The organism is Sphaerobacter thermophilus DSM 20745, assembly GCF_000024985.1.
Lineage (GTDB): Bacteria > Chloroflexota > Chloroflexia > Thermomicrobiales > Thermomicrobiaceae > Sphaerobacter > Sphaerobacter thermophilus.
The window spans coordinates 2,136,236-2,153,440 of record NC_013523.1 but is presented as its reverse complement, the minus strand read 5'-3'; the positions used below and the strand labels follow the sequence as shown (position 1 = coordinate 2,153,440).

Here is a 17,205-nt window from a genome sequence, read left to right as displayed (position 1 = left end):
GGGCCAGCGTCAACTATCCTCGGCGCCCGAGGCTGGGGCCGGAACTCTTCCCAGGTTCGAGGGAATCTTGCTCGGCGCGCTGGGCCTCTACCAGCCAGCGCACCACATCCAGGTGGTTCTCACGGTAGTACCGGCCCAGCCCCAGTGTCCACCAGGGCCGGACCGGTACTACCAGCCGTTTCTGTTCCAACCGGGCCAGCTCTTCCTCGCTGGCGCCGGTGATGTGCAACACCTCGTCCCGTCGGAACAGCATCCGCTAGTCGCTCATCTCCGCGATCGACTCGCGTGCCAGGACCAGGGCCGGGCGGGGTCGGTAGCCGCGCGCACGGGGCCGGAGCAGGTTGGCTCGCGCCGGATCCACCACCACTGCCTGCAGGTACCGGCTGAGTGGCTGCCCGAAGCGCTGCGCGATCGCGCCCACCAGCGCCCGGTCCAGTGCCTCCAGCAGGTGGTCGAGGGCGTGCGTGGCCTGCTCGACGAGCACATAGACGCGGAGGGCATCGTACAGCGACGCCTCCGGCGGTGCCAACTCCTCCCCGTCCGGGACGTCCTGCTCCTCGTAGAGAGCGACAACGTTCCGATCGTAGCGCAGAAGCAGCATCGCGACCTGGCGCGCCAACTCGTAGCGGAAGTAGGAAACGGCGGTCGGGTCGTTCGCCTCGAGCCGCGCGAACGCGGCGAGGGGTGTTGGAAGGTGCATCCGGCGCGCCGTGACTGCCACCGCCTGCTCGATCATCTCGGGGGCGGTGTGATCCAGTTCCGCTGGGGCGCTCAGGACCTCTGCCATGACGAAACCCTCTATTCCTCCGGGTACCGGTCTCACCGGGTTACGCGCCGGCCGTCCGCCGAAGCGCGGCGGTCTCAGCCACCCGGCCGACGGCGATCAGATACGCGGCCAGCCGCAGGCTGACATCCTCCGCCTCTGCCCGCTGGATCACGGCCTCGAAGGCGTCGAGCATCATGCGGTCAAGCCGCGCGCGAACGTCCTCCAGAGTCCACTTCGTGCCCTGGAGTCCCTGGATCCATTCAAAGTAGGAGACGACGACGCCCCCGGCGTTGGCCAGGATGTCGGGCACGACCGTGATGCCGCGATCCTCCAGGATGCGGTCGGCCTCGCCTGTGGTCGGTCCGTTGGCCGCCTCGACGATGATCGGCGCGCGGATATCGCCCGCGTTGGCCGTGGTGATCTGCCCCTCGAGCGCGGCGGGGATCACTACGTCGCAGTCGACGGTCAGCAGCTCGGCCGCGCCGATGGGCTCGGCGTCTTCACCGGGGTACCCCTCGAGGAGGCCGCGCGGGTGGTTGCGGGTGTGGGCGACGATGCGCGGGATGTCCAGCCCCTTGGGGTTGTAGAGTCCGCCGCTGACGTCGCTGATGGCCACGATGCGGCAGCCGGCGTCGGCGAGGGTGCGAACCGTGTGTCCGCCGACCTTGCCGAAGCCCTGGACCGCGATCCGGGCATCCTCAAGCGCGATCCCCCGGCGCTTGAGCATTTCCATGGTGATCAGGGCGACGCCGCGGCCGGTGGCCTCACCGCGTCCCGGGATGCCGCCAAGGGCGAGGGGCTTACCGGTAACAACTGCCGGATCGAAGACACCGGTCTGCGTCTCGACGGCGTCCAGGAACCAGGCCATGACTTGCTCGTCGGTGTTGACGTCCGGCGCGGGGACATCGACGCGCGAGCCGATGATCGGCAGCATGGCCGTGGCGTAGGCTCGCGTGATCCGCGCCAGTTCACCTGCGGACAAGAGCGATGGGTCGCAGTTGACCCCGCCCTTACCGCCGCCGTATGGGAGGTCCAGGAGGGAGCACTTCCAGGTCATGAGGGCTGCCAGGCCGCGTACCTCGTCGAGATCGACCGAGGGATGGTAGCGGATGCCGCCCTTGGCCGGGCCGCGCAGGCGGGAGTGCTGCACGCGGTAGCCCTGGAAGACCGCGATGCGGCCGTCGTCCATCTCGATCGGGAGCGCGACGCTCATCTCGCGCTCGGGCGTCTCCAACACCTGCTGTAATCCGGGATCGAGGCCGAGGTGCGCCGCTGCTGCACGGAACTGTGCGCTGGCGTCCTCGAGGAGAGTTGAGCCCTGTCGCTCGCGGGCACGTACGTCGACCGACCTGCCTGCGACCTCGGCTTGCTCCTGTTGCTGCATAACCACCTTCTCTCCTTTTGCCGTCCCACGGGCGGGACACCGGCGCCCGCCGCCCCGATTCTCGTAGATTCGGGCGTGAGAATCCCATAGGAAGGTGGCCATCCGGCGTAAGAATTGCGTGAGAATGCCGATGCGGCGAACGCTAGGCGAGGCTCGGGGGCGCAACCCTCCGGATCAGGCAGGGTCGTTGTTCTCCGGCTCGGCGGCAAGAACGTAGCCGACGCCGGGCTCGGTCAAGAGGTGAGTGGGGCGAGTGGGGTTGCGTTCGAGCTTCTGGCGCAGGTAGCGCATGTAGGTGCGCAGGTACTCCACCTCGTCGCGGTACTCGGCACCCCAGACCTCGGTCAGGAGTTGATCGTGCGGGATGACGCGCCCAGGCCGGCGCGCCAGCGCCACGAGCAGCCGGAACTCGGTCGGCGTCAGATGGATATCTTCGCCGCCGCGTGTTACCCGGTGGGCGGCCAGGTCGATGACCAGATCGCCGACGGTGAGGCGCGCAGGACCGGCGGCAAAGCCACGGCTGCGACGCAACACTGCCTGCACCCGTGCCAGCAACTCCTTGGCACTGAAAGGCTTGGTCACGTAGTCGTCCGCGCCGAGCTCGAAGCCGCGCAGTTTGTCCGTCTCCTGGGTCCGAGCCGTCAACATAATGATCGGCACGTCCGAGAACTCGCGCACCCGGCGGCAGACGTCGAAGCCGTCGATGTCGCCGGGCAGCAGGAGGTCGAGCAGGATCAGGTCGGGCGCCTCCAGCGCGACCATCTCCAGCGCGTCGGCGCCGGTAGCCGCGGTCAGTACCCGGTAGTCTGCTGTGCGGAGGATCGATTCGATGAGACGGACCAGGCGCGGCTCGTCTTCGACGACCAGGATCGTGGCACGGTGTGTCGACGACGGCACGCGCTAGCTCCCTTCTGCGTCAGTTTCGGTATCGCGGGGCGCCAGCGGCAGGGTGAAGGAGAAGACCGTTCCCTGCCCGACAGTGCTCTCGGCCCAGATGCGACCCCCGTGCGCGCGGATGATGGCGTCGGAGATCGGCAGCCCCAGACCGGTGCCGGCCACGCGGCGGCCGTTCGTGCTGGCGCGGAAGTACCGCTCGAACAGCTTGTTCAGATGCTCCGGCGCGATCCCGATCCCCTGGTCGGCCACGCTGACGACCACCTCGTCTCCCGCGACCCGGCCGCTCACGACGATCAGCCCGCCCTGCGGCGAGTACTTGACTGCATTATCAAGCAGGTTGCTCAGGACCTGATCGATCCGCAGGGCGTCGGCCATCACCGCCGGGAAGTCGGGCGGGAAGGAGAGGACGAAGCGGTGGCGATCGGTGCGGAGCGCCAGTTTATCGATGGCGCGGCGAACCATATGCGGCAGGAGGATCGGCTCCGGCTCGATGCGCAGCGCCCCGGCCTCAATGATCGAGGCATCGAGCACGTCTTCGATTAGTTGCGTCAGGTGGTCGGTTTCGGCGTCGATCGCCAGCAGGAACTCGCGCCGGGTCTCTTCGTCCCAGTAGGCGTCCTCCAGGAGTAAGGCCGAGGCGTAGCCCTTGATCGACGCCAGCGGTGTGCGCATCTCGTGGGAGAGGATGGCCGCCAGATCCGACCGCAGGTGGGCGCCCTGGCTTGCCAGCCGGCCCGCCGGGCGTGCGGCGCGCTGGTGGTGGTCGATCGCGGCTGCGATCAGGGACGCGGCGCGCCCGGCCCGGTCCTCGTCCCACCAATCGGGCGCGACTGCCTTCCGGCTGCCGGCGACGATGGCGCCGAGCAGGCGCCCGTCATGGCGGAGCGGCAGGCTGACCTGCCAGCGCGCCTCGGCGAGCGCGGGGGCCTCGAAGGGGCGATCGTCCGCCGCGATTCTCACGCGCCACTCCAGCCCATCGCCGAGCGCCGCGGCCAGCAGCCCGGGGAGTGCGGCGAGCAGGTCATCGAGGTTCAGCGGCCTGAAGAGGGCGCAGGCCAGGTCGTCCAGGTCGGCGGTGGTCTGCTTGGTGGGCGTGGTCGTCATGGCCATCGACCTCCTCCATGCCTGACATGCTCGCCATCCTCGCGGCGTGCCAGGAGCACTGGCACAATGATAGCCCGAGCGGGGCGAAGCCGCGCTGGACGCGTCTGGTAGCATGTCCGCAGAGCGGAGCGGGGCGCGGCCCCGGCGTGGGGAAGAACTCCGGCTCGGAGGAGATCTGCCAGTGGAGACGGTGGACATCGCGAGCAAGATCATCAGCGTGCCGGTGCCCAACGACGGCATCATGGAAGAAGAGACGAACGCCTACATCGTCCACTCCCCCGAGCAGGGTGGACCGGTGGTGGTCGTCGACCCTGGATCCGCGGCGGGGACCGAGGTGATCCTGGCCGCGCTGGCAAAGCTGGGTGACCCGCCGGTGCGTGACATCCTGCTGACCCACGCTCACGTCGATCATGCCGCAGGGGCGGCGGCACTGCGCGAGGCGACGGGGGCGCCGATCTGGCTGCACCCGGACGACCTGCCGGTCGCCGAGCGACTGAAAGAACCCCTCCCCGTGGACCACTACCTCAAGGACGGTCAGACCTTCGAGGTCGCCGGGCTGGTCTTCGATGCGGTGTTGACGCCGGGTCACGCCGCGGGGCATGTCGTCTTTGTCGAACGGAACTCCGGTGTGACGCTCGCGGGGGACCTGGTGCACGGGCGGGGCACGGTCGGCATCTTCCCGCCCTACGGCAGCATGCGCGCCTACCTGGCGTCGCTCCAGCGCCTGCTCGACCGCGGTGTCACCCGGCTCCTGCCGGGACACGGCCCGGTGATTGACAACGGACCGGCCACGCTGCGGCGCTACATCGAGCACCGGCTGGCGCGCGAGGAGCAGATCGCCGAATACCTGGCCGCCGGTGTCACTACTATCCCTGACCTCGTTGCGCGCATCTACCCTGATCTGGCCCCACGGAACGTGTACGCCGCCCGCTCGACGGTGTACGCGCACCTGGAGAAACTGATCGAGGACGGACGCGTCATCCAGGAGGGCGCGGACGAGCAGGCGACGTACCGGTTGGTTCGGTAGGGCCGCCGTCCCCCGCGCGTGCGTTCGAACGCAAGGGCTTGACAAGCCGGCACACGTGTGGTACTGTACATACACGATCCCGAGGAGTCGACCGACGGATCGACGCACAGCCACCGAGGCCCACCCTCGGGGCTGATCCCGACCCAACCGGGAAGCCGGGGCGGTCGGCCGCAAACCAGGAAGCTGGGGAGCGGTCGCTGGCACGAGCGAACCAGGGCAGCCGGCGCTCGTCGGCAAGCCAGGAACGTATCGGTCAGTGGGATGGCGTCGAGACGCAGGCTCGTCGGGATCGTTTCTTGTGTCCGAGAACAGCTTTCCTCCGCATAACACCCAGAGAACGCGCCAGGTGCGGTTGCCCCTGAACGCCTGACTTGTCTCCGCCTCACAGCCGGCGGAGATGGAGCACGTCGACGTGGCCGGGCTCGTGGTGGACGGTGAGGCTACCGACGAAGAGGGCGTGCATCCCGGGATGCGCGTGGCCGGTGGCGACGAGCCGCTCGCCGATATCGCGGACCAGCGTCTCGGTGTCGCTGGCGAACTCCATCACTACCGTCTCAACCCCCCACACCAGCGCGAGCTGATTCGCGACGAACTCGCTGTTCGTCACGGCGACCACCGGGACGGCCGGCCGCTCGCGGGCCACCTCGCGGGCGGAGTAGCCGCTGCGGGTAATGACGGCAATTAAGTTGACCAGCGTCGAGCGGCGGGCGAGGTCGCTGGCGGCGCGAGCCATGGTGGAGGCGATCGTGTCGGCTCGGTCGCTTTGCGGCCGCGGGCTCACCGGGAAGGCGGTCTCCACCGTCCGGGCGATGCGGTCCATCATCTCGACGGCCTCCACCGGGTACTTGCCGGTGGCCGTCTCGGCCGAGAGCATGACCGCGTCGACCCCATCGAGCACGGCATAAGCCACGTCGCTCGTCTCCGCGCGCGTCGGGAGCGGCTGACTGGTCATTGTCTCCAGCATCTGCGTGGCGATGATGACGGGTTTCCCGTGGGAGCGCGCCACGTCGACGATGTGCTTCTGGGCGATCGGCACCTCCTCCGGCGGGAGCTGCACGCCCAGATCCCCCCGGGCGACCATGAGGGCGTCGGCCACGTGGCTGATCTCGTGGATGGCGCGCAGCGCCTCAGGACGCTCGATCTTCGCGACCACGGCGGCGCGGCCGCCGTGCCGGCGCAGCTCGTCGCGGACCATGATGATGTCGGCCGGGGAGGTGACGAAGCTCACGCCGAGGTACTCCAGGTCCTGCTCCGCGGCGAAGGCGATGTCGGTCGCCTCGGTGGCTGAGAGGGTACGTACCGGCGCCGGGGCGCCCGGCACCGTGACGCCCTGGCGGCCGCGCAGGCGCCCGCCGCGCACCACCCGCGCCGTCACACTATCTCCCCTACGGGCGGTGACGATCAGTTCGATCAGGCCATCGCTCATCAACACCCGCTGCCCGGCGCCCAGTGCGCTGACCAGCTCCGGATCGTCGATCGAGATGCGATCGGGCTCGAGCGGGTCATCGCCCGCTGTGAGCTGGACCAGCGCGCCCCGCTCCAAGATGATCGCCTCGCCGTCCGCGGCCGGGCCGGTGCGAGGTTTGGGGCCGGCCAGGTCCTGAAGAATGCCGATGTGGCGGCCGGTCTCGCGCGTGACGGAGCGGATGATCTGCACGATCGCGTAGCGTTCCTCAACGGCGTTGTGGGCGGTGTTGATGCGGATCACATCGGCGCCCGCGCGGATCAGGCGCTCGAGTGTCTGCGCATCCCAGGACGCGGGGCCGATCGTTGCCACGATCTTGGTCGTTCGGGTGCGGCGTGGGGCGTTCACGATACTGGTACTCCTCGACTCAGCCGCCGGGCGGGATAGTGCAGCACCTGCTTTTCTCGGGTCCGGCATCCACGATACCACGCACTGTTCGTGCCCGGTAGAGCAGCAGAGAAATGGGCCGAGCGTGCGTCAACTCCTTTACCAAATCGGTCTCTCCATCGGTGAAACGCCCGCGGGTGGGAGGATCGCTCACCTCGCGCTGCGACGCGGACGCGTACGCATTCGACAAGAAGTTATTGCAAGATTAGGTATGTGTCGATAAAATAGCAACTACCGCGACAATAGAGCGTTACGTTCACATAGATAGGAGGTGGCACCGGGTACCGGAAAGTAGCCCACGGACATGTCCCGCACGTAAGCGGGCCGACAGGCCGGGAAGTGGGGAGTCGGTAGCCTGTCGCCCAGCGTGATCCGTTTCGACAACGCAGCGCGGATTGGGTTCCTGGTCTTGTCGGTGACGACCGCAACGACTCACGTCAGATGAGAGTTCCGGCACGCAACGACACAGAAGGGGGAGCCGTATGTCCAGCGGGGCACTTCCAGCATCCACACCCGCAGGTCGTCAGGGGGATTCCAGCATCTTCCGGGTCATCGGCGCCTCGGCCGTGGGCACGATGATTGAATGGTATGACTTCTATATCTTCGGCAGCCTGGCTACGGTGATTTCCCTGCACTTCTACCCCAGCGGCAATCAGGTAGCCGCGCTGCTCGCCACGTTGGCGACATTTGGAGCCGGGTTTGCGGCGCGTCCCTTCGGCGCGCTCTTCTTCGGCCGCATCGGCGACCGGGTCGGACGCAAGTACGCCTTTCTCGTCACGCTCCTGATCATGGGTGGGGCGACGTTCCTCATCGGTATCCTGCCCGGCTACGCCACGATTGGCATTGCTGCACCGATCATCCTCGTCACCATCCGTGTGCTGCAAGGCCTCGCCCTCGGCGGCGAGTATGGTGGCGCCGCGGTCTATGTCGCCGAGCACGTCCCCGACCACAAGCGCGGCTTCTATACCAGCTTCATCCAGACGACCGCGACACTCGGCTTGTTCCTGTCCCTACTCGTCATCCTGGCCGTGCGTGAATCCATGTCGCAGTCGGCGTGGGAGAGTTGGGGCTGGCGTGTTCCGTTCCTGCTCTCGATCGTCCTGGTCGCTGTGTCGCTCTTCATTCGACTCCGCCTGAAGGAATCCCCGCTCTTCACCAAGATTAAGGACGCCGGGAAGACCTCCAAGGCGCCGATCATGGAGAGCTTCGGCAGCAAGGCCAAGTGGCAGACGATCCTGCTGGTTCTCTGGGGTGCTGCTGCCGGGCAGGCAGTGGTCTGGTACACAGGCCAGTTCTACACGCTGAGCTGGCTGCAGAACGAATCGACGGCGGGCGTGCCGTTCGTCGATACGAACTGGATCGTCGCCATCGGGCTGGCACTCGGAACCCCGTTCTTCGTCGTCTTCGGTGCCCTCTCCGACCGACTCGGCCGTAAGACGGTGATGATGGCGGGGAACCTGCTCGCCGCGATCTTCACCATCCCGATCTTCGTCCTGATGCGGGCGCATACGCCGGTCGGGGGCAACTACAACCCGGTGGTCCTCATCTTCTGCGTCTTCGTGCTGGTCCTCTTCGTGACGATGGTCTACGGCCCGATCGCCGCCTTCCTCGTCGAGTCGTTCCCGGCGCGGGTCCGCTACACCTCGGTGTCGCTTCCGTATCACATCGGGAACGGCTATTTCGGTGGCTTCCTGCCGCTGATTGCCACGGCGCTGGTCGTCGCCGCGCAGGACAACAGCTCCCTGTCGCGGTACGCGCCGTACGTGGGCCTGATCTACCCGGTCACGGTTGCGGCCATCACCTTCGTCGTCGGCTCGCTCCTGCTGCGCGAGACGAAGGACAACACGATCGAGGGGATCGAGACGCGCCAGCGGGGGTACTCGCCGGCTATCTTCGGCTCCCTGGTCGGCCTGACCATCGTGGCGCTGGTGGCGGCGGACCAGTTCCTGATGCCGACGCTGAACACGGAGACCCTCAACGTCCAGTGGTTCTTCCGAATCTTGGCGCTGCTCGTGGTCGTGATCAGCGCGGTGGTCACGGTCCGGCACCGGCGGATCTACGGCATCGAAGAGCAGGAGGATCTGGCTCTCGAAGGGCGCTAACCGCCCCGCACCCCTCGCGGTCACCGGACGAGCGCCTGCCGTGTACGGCAGGCGCTCTGTCTTTTGCGCCCGCCCCTGACCCCGGGTAGATCACGTGCCGAAACGGAATCCGAGCGGCAGCGTCCGCATCGCGAGAACCGTGATAGGATGACCGCAGGAGGGTGTCCCGGCGGCGGTGCGCCGTGGCGGCTCAGCCGAGGGGAGGGCGGTATGCCGATCGAACTCACCAGCTACCGCATCGAGAAGCCTGACGACGTCAACATCATCTTCGGACAGAGCCACTTCATTAAGACGGTCGAGGATCTCCACGAGGCGCTCGTCGGCAGCGTGCCGGGCATCCAGTTCGGCCTCGCGTTCAGCGAGGCGTCCGGCGACCGCCTGGTGCGCTGGAGCGGGACGGACGAGGAGTTGATCGCGCTGGCGCAGAAGAACGTGCTGGGGATCGCCGCGGGGCACTGCTTCCTCATCATGCTGCGCAACGCGTTCCCGATCAACGTCCTTCCCGCGGTGCGCGCTGTGCAGGAGGTCTGCACCATCTTCTGCGCCACGGCCAACCCGACCGAAGTCATCCTGGCGGACGTGGGCGAGGGCCGGGCGGTGCTCGGCGTGGTGGACGGGTTCAAGCCGCTCGGGGTGGAGACTCCGGAGCAGGTCAGGGCGCGACAGGATCTGCTCCGTCGGTTCGGCTACAAGCTGGGCCCCGGGAGTGCCTAAGCGGCGAACCAGGAGCCGGGCAAACACTCATATAGCTACGGTTTGGATGAGAAAGGGCCGCGTCTGCGTGGCTCTACCTCACGTGTTGGGGTAGAATCCGGAGTTGAATGCGTGTGCGGCTCGTGCCCGCGGGCCGGGACGGTGATGGGGCAGGGAAACCCCGCCGACCAGCAGCACTCCGGAGCATTCCCCTGGGCACGTACAGCGTCATAGTCTGGAGGCAGGGTAGGTATGACAAGCCCAGACGGCAGCCGAACCAAGGATCTGACGCTGGGGAAGGATGACTTGCTCCATCTCTACCGGCAGATGGTGGCGATCAGGAAATTCGAGGAGCGGGCGGCGGAGCAGTACGCGCACGGCAAGATCGGCGGGTTCCTGCATCTGTACATCGGTGAAGAGGCGATCGCCGTCGGCGCAATCGACGCCATGGAGGAGCGCGACCACGTCGTGACCCACTACCGCGACCATGGCTATGCGATCGCGCTGGGGACCGACCCGCGCCTGCTGATGGCCGAGCTCTTCGGCCGCTCCACGGGGGTCGCCGGTGGCCGCGGCGGCTCGATGCACTTCGCCGACGCCGAGCGCAACTTCTGGGGTGGCTATGCGATCGTCGCGGGGCACCTGCCGATCGCAGCCGGCCTGGCGCTGGCCAGCCAGTACCTGGAACAGGACTACGTCGTCCTCTGCTTCTTCGGCGATGGGGCGACGAACAACGGGGCCTTCCATGAGGCGCTCAACTTCGCGTCCCTCTGGAAGCTGCCGGTGCTCTTCATCTGTGAGAACAACCAGTACGGCATGGGCACCGCTGTCGAGTACGCCTCCGCGGTGCGAGAGATGGCCAAAAAGGCCACCGCCTACGACATTCCGTCGGAGCGGATCGACGGCCAGGACGTACTGGAAGTGCGGGAGGCGGTCAAGAAGGCGCTTGACCACTGCCGCGCGGGTAATGGCCCATATTTCATTGAGGCAATGACCTACCGCTTCCGCGGCCACTCGATGGCCGACCCCGAGGCGTACCGCACCAAGGAAGAGGTCGAAAAGTGGCGGCAGGAGGACCCGATCCTCCGCTTCCGCGGGAAGCTTCTCGCCGAGGGTGTGGCGACCGAGGATGAGCTGAATGCCATCGACAGCGAGGTCGATGCGCAGATGGAGGAAGCGGTGCGCTTCGCCGACGAGAGCCCGGTGCCGGATCCGTCCACGTTGACCAAGCACGTGTACACGGAGCCGGTAGCGGTACGCTAGAGCGACCGCATCGCTCGGAGCAGGGGAGACGACAGGCGACATGGCGCGAGAGATTACTTACCGCGACGCGCTCCGGGAGGCCCTCCGCGAAGAGATGGACCGTGACGAGCGCGTCTTCCTCATGGGCGAGGATATCGGGGCCTACGAAGGCTCCTACGTGGTCACCCGCGGCTTCCTGCAGGAGTACGGCAGGAAGCGGGTGAGGGATACCCCGATCTCCGAGCTGGCGATCGTGGGGCTGGCCAACGGGGCGGCGATGGGTGGGCTGCGCCCCGTGGTCGAGCTGATGACGATCAACTTCAGCCTGCTGGCGATGGACCAGATCGTCAACCACGCCGCCAAGATCCACTACATGTTCAACGGCCAGTTCTCGGTGCCGATCGTGATCCGGACCGCTTCTGGCTGGGGCCAGTTGGGCGCGACCCACTCACAGACCTTCGAGGCGTGGTACGCGCACGTGCCCGGGCTGCGGGTGGTGATGCCGGCGACGCCGAAGGACGCCAAGGGGCTCCTGAAGTCGGCCATCCGCAGCGACGACCCGGTGATGTTCATTGAGCACTCGCTGATCTACCGCAACCGGGGCGAGGTGCCGGAGGGCGAGTACCTGCTGCCGCTGGAAGGCGCGGAGGTTCGCCGCGAGGGAAGCGACGTCACCATCGTCTCCTGGTCGCGCGGCTACTACCTGGCGATGGGAGCCGCGGAGGAGCTGGCGCGCGAGGGGATCGAGGCCGAGGTGATCGACATGCGGGTGCTGCGCCCGCTCGACATCGACACCGTCGTCCGCTCGGTGCAGAAGACCAACCGGTTGGTCATCGTCGAGGAGAGCTGGCGGACTCTGGGCATGGGCGCGGAGATCGCGGCGGCGGTCCAAGAGCACGCGTTCGACTATCTGGACGCCCCGATCGCGCGGGTTGGAAGCGTCGAGGTGCCGATGCCGTACGCCAAGAACCTCGAACGGCTGGTCATTCCCGGCAAGGACGAGGTGGTGGCGGCGGTCCGTGAGGTGTTGTACCAGGATCTCGCGGCAGCCCGCTGACGCGCCGGATCAGCACAGCATCGAGCAGAGGAGCAACGGATGGCCAAGACCGTCGTGATGCCCCAGATGGGCTACGACATGGATGCAGGGACGCTCCTGCGCTGGCTGAAGCAGGAGGGCGAACGGGTCGAGCGTGGCGAGCCGATCGCCGAGATCGAGACGGACAAGGTCAACCTGGAGATCGAGTCGTTCGAGTCCGGCGTCGTGCGCAAGCACCTCGTCAGCGAGGGCGCGACCGTCCCGGTCGGCCAGGCGATCGCCATTGTCGGCGACCCGGACGAGCCGATCGACGTGCCGGAGACCCCTGCGCAGACCGAGGCGACGGTGCCCGAAGCCGGCACCCCCGCCGCCCCCAGCCCGACTGACGGTGTCCGCGAGGCGCCACAGCCGGAGTCCCAGCCCCAGCCGGTGGCTCAGGTGGTCGAGCGGGCGCCGGGCGAGCGCGTGCGTGCCTCGCCGCTGGTCCGCCGTCTGGCCGCCGAGCACGGCATCGACCTGAGTACCGTGGCAGGCTCCGGACCCGGCGGACGGATCGTCAAGGAAGACATCATGCCGCTGATCGGCCGCCCGGCCGCTCCCGCGGCTGCGCCCGAGCCGGCGGCCCCGGCCGAACCCGCCGCTGCCCCGGCTGCTCCGGCCGCGCCGGTCGCAGCGCCCGCAGCAGTGGCCGCGCCCCCAGGCGCGCCGCCGAGCGAGCTGCGCGACCTCTCGCGCATGCGCCAGACCATTGCCCGGCGTATGACCGAGAGCTTCCAGGCGCCCCACTTCTACGTCACCACCACGGTGGACATGGGCGCCGCGCTCGCCCTGCGCGAGCAGATCAACGAGCAGGTCGAGGCGGAGCAGAAGGTCTCGGTCAACGACTTGATCGTCCGGGCCACGGCGCTGGCGTTGCGCAAGTTCCCGATGCTCAACGCCAGCTTCGCGGGCGACCAGGTGCGCGTCTACGAGCGGATCGACATCGCCATCGCCGTCGCGGTGGAGGGCGGGCTCATCACCCCGTTCATCCCCGACACCGACCGCAAGTCGCTGGGCGAGATCGCGACGATCACTAAGGACCTGATCCAGCGCGCCCGCGAGGGCGGGCTGCGCCCCGAGGAGTACCAGGGCGGCACGTTCACCATCAGCAACCTCGGCATGTACGATGTCGAGAGCTTCATCGCTGTCATCAACCCGCCGCAGGCGGGGATCCTGGCCGTCGGCAGCATCCGCAAGGAGCCGGTCTATCAGGACGGCGTGTTCGTGCCGGTCGACCTGATGCGCATCACGATCTCGGCCGACCACCGGGTCACCGACGGTGCCGAGGCGGCGCGGTTCCTGGCGGAGGTCAAGCGCTACCTTGAGAAGCCGATGCTGCTGGCCATCAGCTAGCGTCGCGGGGTCATCTCAGACGACTGGATACGACCGGGGCGGGAAAACCCGCCCCGGTCGCGCATTTCAGCGGGCACGCACCGCCCAAATCCGAACGTAGCAATTCGTGGCCTGAGGGGGTTGACAGGCCGGCACCGGAGTGCTACTCTGACTATGCGGTCCCGAGGAGTTGTTCGAAGGGCCGGCGCACTTCCAGATCGGCCAACCGATTTGGAAGATCCAGACCAAACCGGGAAACCGGGGAGGTCGATCGCATCAGAGGCAACGATGGTGCGGTCGTCGGTACAGGCCATACGGGAATCCGATGAGGAAACCTGGTGTGGGAGAGACCGACAGGATGGCGTCGGAAACCACGAGGCTCGTCGGGATCGCGTTTTTGTGCCCTCTTTTTGTGTCTCAGGGACACTGATTGATCACCGTGGTGGCTGTTTGACCGTGGGTGCGCGGCCGCGGGTTCATGCGTGCGGGGGCGTGTGCTGCTGGGTCTTCGTGCGGTGGAAAGGGCCCAGGGGCTGAAGCCACCGGGCTCACAGAAGAAGCCGGCTGAAGCCGGCTGGGACACATTGCGGTTCAGACCCGGGTGATGACCCAGGTGACATGGTGTGGGCCGGTCGGCGCGTGCCCGGGGGTAAACCCCCGGGCTGAGAAGGCGAAGCCCACTAAAGGGGCTGGGGACGCTGGGCCCGGTGGAAGGTTGGATCGCGTGAGCCCAGGTATGGGACAGGACAGCCCCTTCAGTGGGCTTTCCCTATTCAGCCCGGCGGCGCTAGCCCCGGGCCCTGACCTCGGCCGGTTCCACACCATTCGGTAGCTAACGCTGTGTGACCTCAGCCGGCTTTAGCCGGCTTTCCATTGTGCGCCCGGGGGTTTACCCCCGACCCATTCCGGCAATGGTATCCCTATCGTATCCGCCCAAACGCAAGAACGTCGGGCCAGGACAAACCTCGGGGATGCATCTTCTTCGCCAGACGCCGCTCGCTACCCCTCCCCTAATCCTTCGACCGCGGCTTGTCGCTCACCTCCCTCTCCCGCAGCGCCAGGGCCTGGCGGTAGAGGTCGCTGCGGGGAAGGCCAGTTGCGCGGGCGACGGCGCGGGCGGCGGCGCTGGGTGACTCGCCCGCTGCGAGCCGGTCTCGCAGCAGGTCCGCGGCCTGTTCCGGATCGGTCCGGGTGCGCGGCTCGGGTGCTCCGACGACCACGACGTATTCACCGCGCGGGGGGCGCTCCTCCAAGGCCGCGTGCGCGGCGGCCATGGTCGTGCGGATGATCTCCTCGTGCACCTTGGTGAGCTCGCGGCACAGAGTGACCGGCCGATCGCCCAGGACCGACTCGAGGTCTGCAAGCGTCGCGCGCAGGCGGTGCGGTGCCTCGTAGAGGACGAGCGGGAACGGGAGGTCGGCCAGCGACGCGAAGAGCTTCCGACGTTCCGACGGACGGCGCGGTGGGAAGCCGAGGAAGAGGAACCCACCAGGCACCAGGCCGGAGGCCGCGACGGCGGCGATGACGGCCGATGGACCCGGAATCGGCTCGACGCGGATCCCGCGTTCCGCCGCGGCGCGCACCAGCTCGAAGCCCGGGTCGGAGATGCCCGGCATCCCGGCATCGGAGATGACGGCCACGTCGCCGGTCTCCAGCGCCGCCAGGATCTCGTCGATCCGCCCGGGCCCGCTGTGGCCGTGGTAGCTCACCATTGGTGTCTCGATGCCGAAGTGCTTGAGCAGGCGGCCGGAGTGGCGCGTGTCCTCGGCGGCAATCAGGGACACCTCGCGCAGGATGCGCAGGGCACGGAGCGTGATGTCTTCCAGGTTGCCGATCGGGGTCGCGACGAGGTACAGGGTGCCGGCCATGCCCGTGTCTTTCACCCGGCTCGCCCGGCGGGGTATAATGCGTACGGACACTTGACGCCGCGCAGGAGCCAGCTCGTAAGGATCAATGGATGCCCCAGGAGCCGAGCGGTCGCGCCGAGACGGCGGCGCAGTCGCAGTCATTGTACCGGAAGTATCGCCCGCGATCGTTCGCGCCGGGCGAGTTCGTGGGTCAGGAGCACATCGCCCGGACGCTGCGCAACGCCATCGTGCTCGACCGGGTCGCCCATGCGTACCTCTTCTGTGGACCGCGCGGCACGGGGAAGACCAGCACCGCCCGGCTGCTGGCGAAGGCGGTCAATTGCCTGGCTCCTGACCCCGAGGCGCGCCCCTGCAATGCCTGCGAGGCCTGCGAGGCCATCAACGCCGGGACGGCAGTCGACATCATCGAGATCGACGCGGCATCGAACCGCGGGGTCGACGATATCCGCGACCTGCGCGAGAAGGTCAAGTACGCCCCGACCCAGCTCCGGGTCAAGTTCTACATCATCGACGAGGCGCACCAGCTCACCCGTGATGCCTTCAACGCCTTCCTCAAGACGCTGGAAGAGCCGCCGGGGCATGTCAAGTTCGTCCTCGCGACCACCGAGCCGGACAAGTTGCCGGACACCATCGCCTCACGTTGCCAGCGCTTCGACTTCCGCCGCTTCGCGCTCAGCGATGTCGTGGAGCACCTGCGCGCGGTCTGCGAGCGCGAGGGTATGGAAGCCGAGGACGAGGCGCTGCGGCTGATCGCGCGTCAGGCCACCGGCAGTATGCGGGACGCGCTTGGCCTGCTGGAGCAGCTCGCCCTCTTCGGGGAGACGGTCGACGGCAAGCTGGTGATCACCGCGGACGCCGTGCGGCGCGTCACCGGCATGAGCCGAAGCGATCGCCTGGTGGCGCTCGTGGACGCGCTGGCAAAGAAGGACGCTGGCGCCGGGCTACGCGTCATCGCCGAGGCCACCGAGAGCGGAGAGGATATCCATCAGCTCAACCGTCAGCTTGTGGCCTACCTCCGCACGCTGCTCCTGATCCGCGCCGGTGGCACCAGCGACGAGGCCGGGGACGACGCTCGCGCCCAGGCGGAGCAGTTCACCGTGGCGGAGCTGGCCGCGCTGGTGCGAACCTTCAGCTCGATCGAGGGGGCGCTGAACAAGGGCTCCTACGCGCAGTTGCCCTTGGAGATCGCTCTGGTGGAGTCGATCGTCGGCGCCACGCCGGCCGCGGCTCCGCCCGCGGAATCGCCGCAGCCCCCGCCGATCCGGCCGGCCGAGCCGGCGCGTGCGGTTGCGCCGTCGCCGCGACCGGAACCCGCGCGACGGCAACCCCCGGTGCGGGAGCCGTCACCCGTGCTCCGCACGGTGCGCCCGGTCGATTCCCCGCGGCCTGCCCCGACGCCGGCCGCGACGCCACGCCCCGCAGCCGGCTCCGCGCTGGAACGGCTGGTCGCGAGCTGGGGGCAGATCCGGCGCGACGTGAAGATGGCCAACTCCCGCGTCGCTGCCCTCCTCAGCTCGGTGGACCCGCTGGACGTGCGGGGGGAGGAGGTCGTCCTGGTCTCCCCCTACGAGTTCCACCGTAACAAACTGAACGACGACGGGATCCGCGCCGTCGTCGAGGACGTGCTCGGCCGGTACATGGGTGGACCCTACCGCGTCGTCTGCCTAGCCCCGGAGGAGATCCGCGACGTGGCGCCGGCGGCCCCGATGCCGACGGAGGCCACACCCACACCCACGCCACCGCCCGCGAACGGCGGCGCGTCGCCATCCGCAGCCGAGTCTCCAGCGGATCAGGACGACGAGCGCCGGCTGCGCGCGGCACGAAGCATCTTCAACGCCGAGGAGATCGAGCCGGAGTAGCCGC

The 17,205-nt window shown here is 67.9% G+C and carries 14 protein-coding genes; 7 read left to right on the top strand and 7 right to left on the bottom strand.

Features of this window, described 5'->3' with window-relative positions; translation table 11 throughout:
* Positions 1 to 13: 13 nt before the first annotated feature.
* From STHE_RS09815 to STHE_RS18770, 5 genes are all read right to left on the bottom strand, one after another.
* Positions 14 to 253, bottom strand: coding sequence for a hypothetical protein (locus tag STHE_RS09815; protein WP_012872422.1), 240 nt, complete (start codon positions 251 to 253; stop codon positions 14 to 16).
* Positions 254 to 256: 3 nt separating this feature from the next.
* The gene (locus tag STHE_RS09810; protein WP_012872421.1) at positions 257 to 787 is read right to left on the bottom strand and encodes a hypothetical protein; all 531 of its coding nucleotides are present in this window, start codon (positions 785 to 787) and stop codon (positions 257 to 259) included.
* 40 nt (positions 788 to 827) lie between these two features.
* Positions 828 to 2,150, bottom strand: coding sequence for a Glu/Leu/Phe/Val family dehydrogenase (locus STHE_RS09805; protein ID WP_012872420.1), 1,323 nt, complete (start codon positions 2,148 to 2,150; stop codon positions 828 to 830).
* Between the two features lie 174 nt (positions 2,151 to 2,324).
* A complete protein-coding gene (locus STHE_RS09800) occupies positions 2,325 to 3,047 on the bottom strand; it encodes a response regulator transcription factor (RefSeq protein ID WP_012872419.1) in 723 nt (240 codons plus the stop codon).
* Positions 3,048 to 3,050: 3 nt separating this feature from the next.
* Positions 3,051 to 4,151, bottom strand: a complete 1,101-nt coding sequence (locus STHE_RS18770; protein WP_012872418.1) for an ATP-binding protein — start codon at positions 4,149 to 4,151, stop codon at positions 3,051 to 3,053.
* A gap of 181 nt (positions 4,152 to 4,332) precedes the next feature.
* Between STHE_RS18770 and STHE_RS09790 the strand changes: the two genes are divergently transcribed.
* The gene (locus STHE_RS09790; protein ID WP_012872417.1) at positions 4,333 to 5,178 is read left to right on the top strand and encodes an MBL fold metallo-hydrolase; all 846 of its coding nucleotides are present in this window, start codon (positions 4,333 to 4,335) and stop codon (positions 5,176 to 5,178) included.
* Positions 5,179 to 5,560: 382 nt separating this feature from the next.
* Here the strand turns inward: STHE_RS09790 and pyk are convergent, their stop codons facing one another.
* Positions 5,561 to 6,991 carry a pyruvate kinase gene (pyk, locus tag STHE_RS09785; RefSeq protein ID WP_012872416.1) on the bottom strand — a complete coding sequence of 477 codons (1,431 nt, stop codon included), beginning with the start codon at positions 6,989 to 6,991 and terminating at the stop codon, positions 5,561 to 5,563.
* A 521-nt stretch (positions 6,992 to 7,512) separates the two neighbouring features.
* Between pyk and STHE_RS09780 the strand changes: the two genes are divergently transcribed.
* From STHE_RS09780 to STHE_RS09760, 5 genes are all read left to right on the top strand, one after another.
* On the top strand, positions 7,513 to 9,132 hold the full coding sequence (locus STHE_RS09780) for an MFS transporter (RefSeq protein ID WP_012872415.1): 1,620 nt from the start codon (positions 7,513 to 7,515) through the stop codon (positions 9,130 to 9,132).
* A 210-nt stretch (positions 9,133 to 9,342) separates the two neighbouring features.
* Positions 9,343 to 9,846, top strand: a complete 504-nt coding sequence (locus STHE_RS09775) for an adenosine-specific kinase (RefSeq protein ID WP_012872414.1) — start codon at positions 9,343 to 9,345, stop codon at positions 9,844 to 9,846.
* A 231-nt stretch (positions 9,847 to 10,077) separates the two neighbouring features.
* Positions 10,078 to 11,088 carry a pyruvate dehydrogenase (acetyl-transferring) E1 component subunit alpha gene (gene pdhA, locus STHE_RS19020; RefSeq protein ID WP_012872413.1) on the top strand — a complete coding sequence of 337 codons (1,011 nt, stop codon included), beginning with the start codon at positions 10,078 to 10,080 and terminating at the stop codon, positions 11,086 to 11,088.
* 40 nt (positions 11,089 to 11,128) lie between these two features.
* Positions 11,129 to 12,124: an alpha-ketoacid dehydrogenase subunit beta gene (locus STHE_RS19015; protein WP_012872412.1), complete on the top strand. Its 996-nt coding sequence runs from the start codon at positions 11,129 to 11,131 to the stop codon at positions 12,122 to 12,124.
* Positions 12,125 to 12,163: 39 nt separating this feature from the next.
* Positions 12,164 to 13,495, top strand: a complete 1,332-nt coding sequence (locus STHE_RS09760) for a dihydrolipoamide acetyltransferase family protein (RefSeq protein ID WP_012872411.1) — start codon at positions 12,164 to 12,166, stop codon at positions 13,493 to 13,495.
* A 989-nt stretch (positions 13,496 to 14,484) separates the two neighbouring features.
* On the opposite strand, the gene rsmI is transcribed toward STHE_RS09760, so the two are convergent.
* On the bottom strand, positions 14,485 to 15,342 hold the full coding sequence (gene rsmI, locus STHE_RS09755) for a 16S rRNA (cytidine(1402)-2'-O)-methyltransferase (RefSeq protein WP_012872410.1): 858 nt from the start codon (positions 15,340 to 15,342) through the stop codon (positions 14,485 to 14,487).
* A gap of 89 nt (positions 15,343 to 15,431) precedes the next feature.
* On the opposite strand from rsmI, the gene dnaX reads away from it, so the two are divergent.
* Positions 15,432 to 17,201, top strand: coding sequence for a DNA polymerase III subunit gamma/tau (dnaX, locus tag STHE_RS09750; protein WP_012872409.1), 1,770 nt, complete (start codon positions 15,432 to 15,434; stop codon positions 17,199 to 17,201).
* Positions 17,202 to 17,205: the final 4 nt, after the last annotated feature.

Coding starts and splice junctions, on each gene's coding strand:
- STHE_RS09810 (WP_012872421.1), bottom strand. CDS start 787: ATGGCAGAGGTCCTGAGCGCCCCAGCGGAACTGGATCACACCGCCCCC.
- STHE_RS18770 (WP_012872418.1), bottom strand. CDS start 4,151: ATGACGACCACGCCCACCAAGCAGACCACCGCCGACCTGGACGACCTG.
- STHE_RS09760 (WP_012872411.1), top strand. CDS start 12,164: ATGGCCAAGACCGTCGTGATGCCCCAGATGGGCTACGACATGGATGCA.
- STHE_RS09775 (WP_012872414.1), top strand. CDS start 9,343: ATGCCGATCGAACTCACCAGCTACCGCATCGAGAAGCCTGACGACGTC.
- STHE_RS09780 (WP_012872415.1), top strand. CDS start 7,513: ATGTCCAGCGGGGCACTTCCAGCATCCACACCCGCAGGTCGTCAGGGG.
- pdhA (WP_012872413.1), top strand. CDS start 10,078: ATGACAAGCCCAGACGGCAGCCGAACCAAGGATCTGACGCTGGGGAAG.
- rsmI (WP_012872410.1), bottom strand. CDS start 15,342: ATGGCCGGCACCCTGTACCTCGTCGCGACCCCGATCGGCAACCTGGAA.
- STHE_RS09815 (WP_012872422.1), bottom strand. CDS start 253: ATGCTGTTCCGACGGGACGAGGTGTTGCACATCACCGGCGCCAGCGAG.
- STHE_RS09805 (WP_012872420.1), bottom strand. CDS start 2,150: ATGCAGCAACAGGAGCAAGCCGAGGTCGCAGGCAGGTCGGTCGACGTA.
- STHE_RS19015 (WP_012872412.1), top strand. CDS start 11,129: ATGGCGCGAGAGATTACTTACCGCGACGCGCTCCGGGAGGCCCTCCGC.
- dnaX (WP_012872409.1), top strand. CDS start 15,432: ATGCCCCAGGAGCCGAGCGGTCGCGCCGAGACGGCGGCGCAGTCGCAG.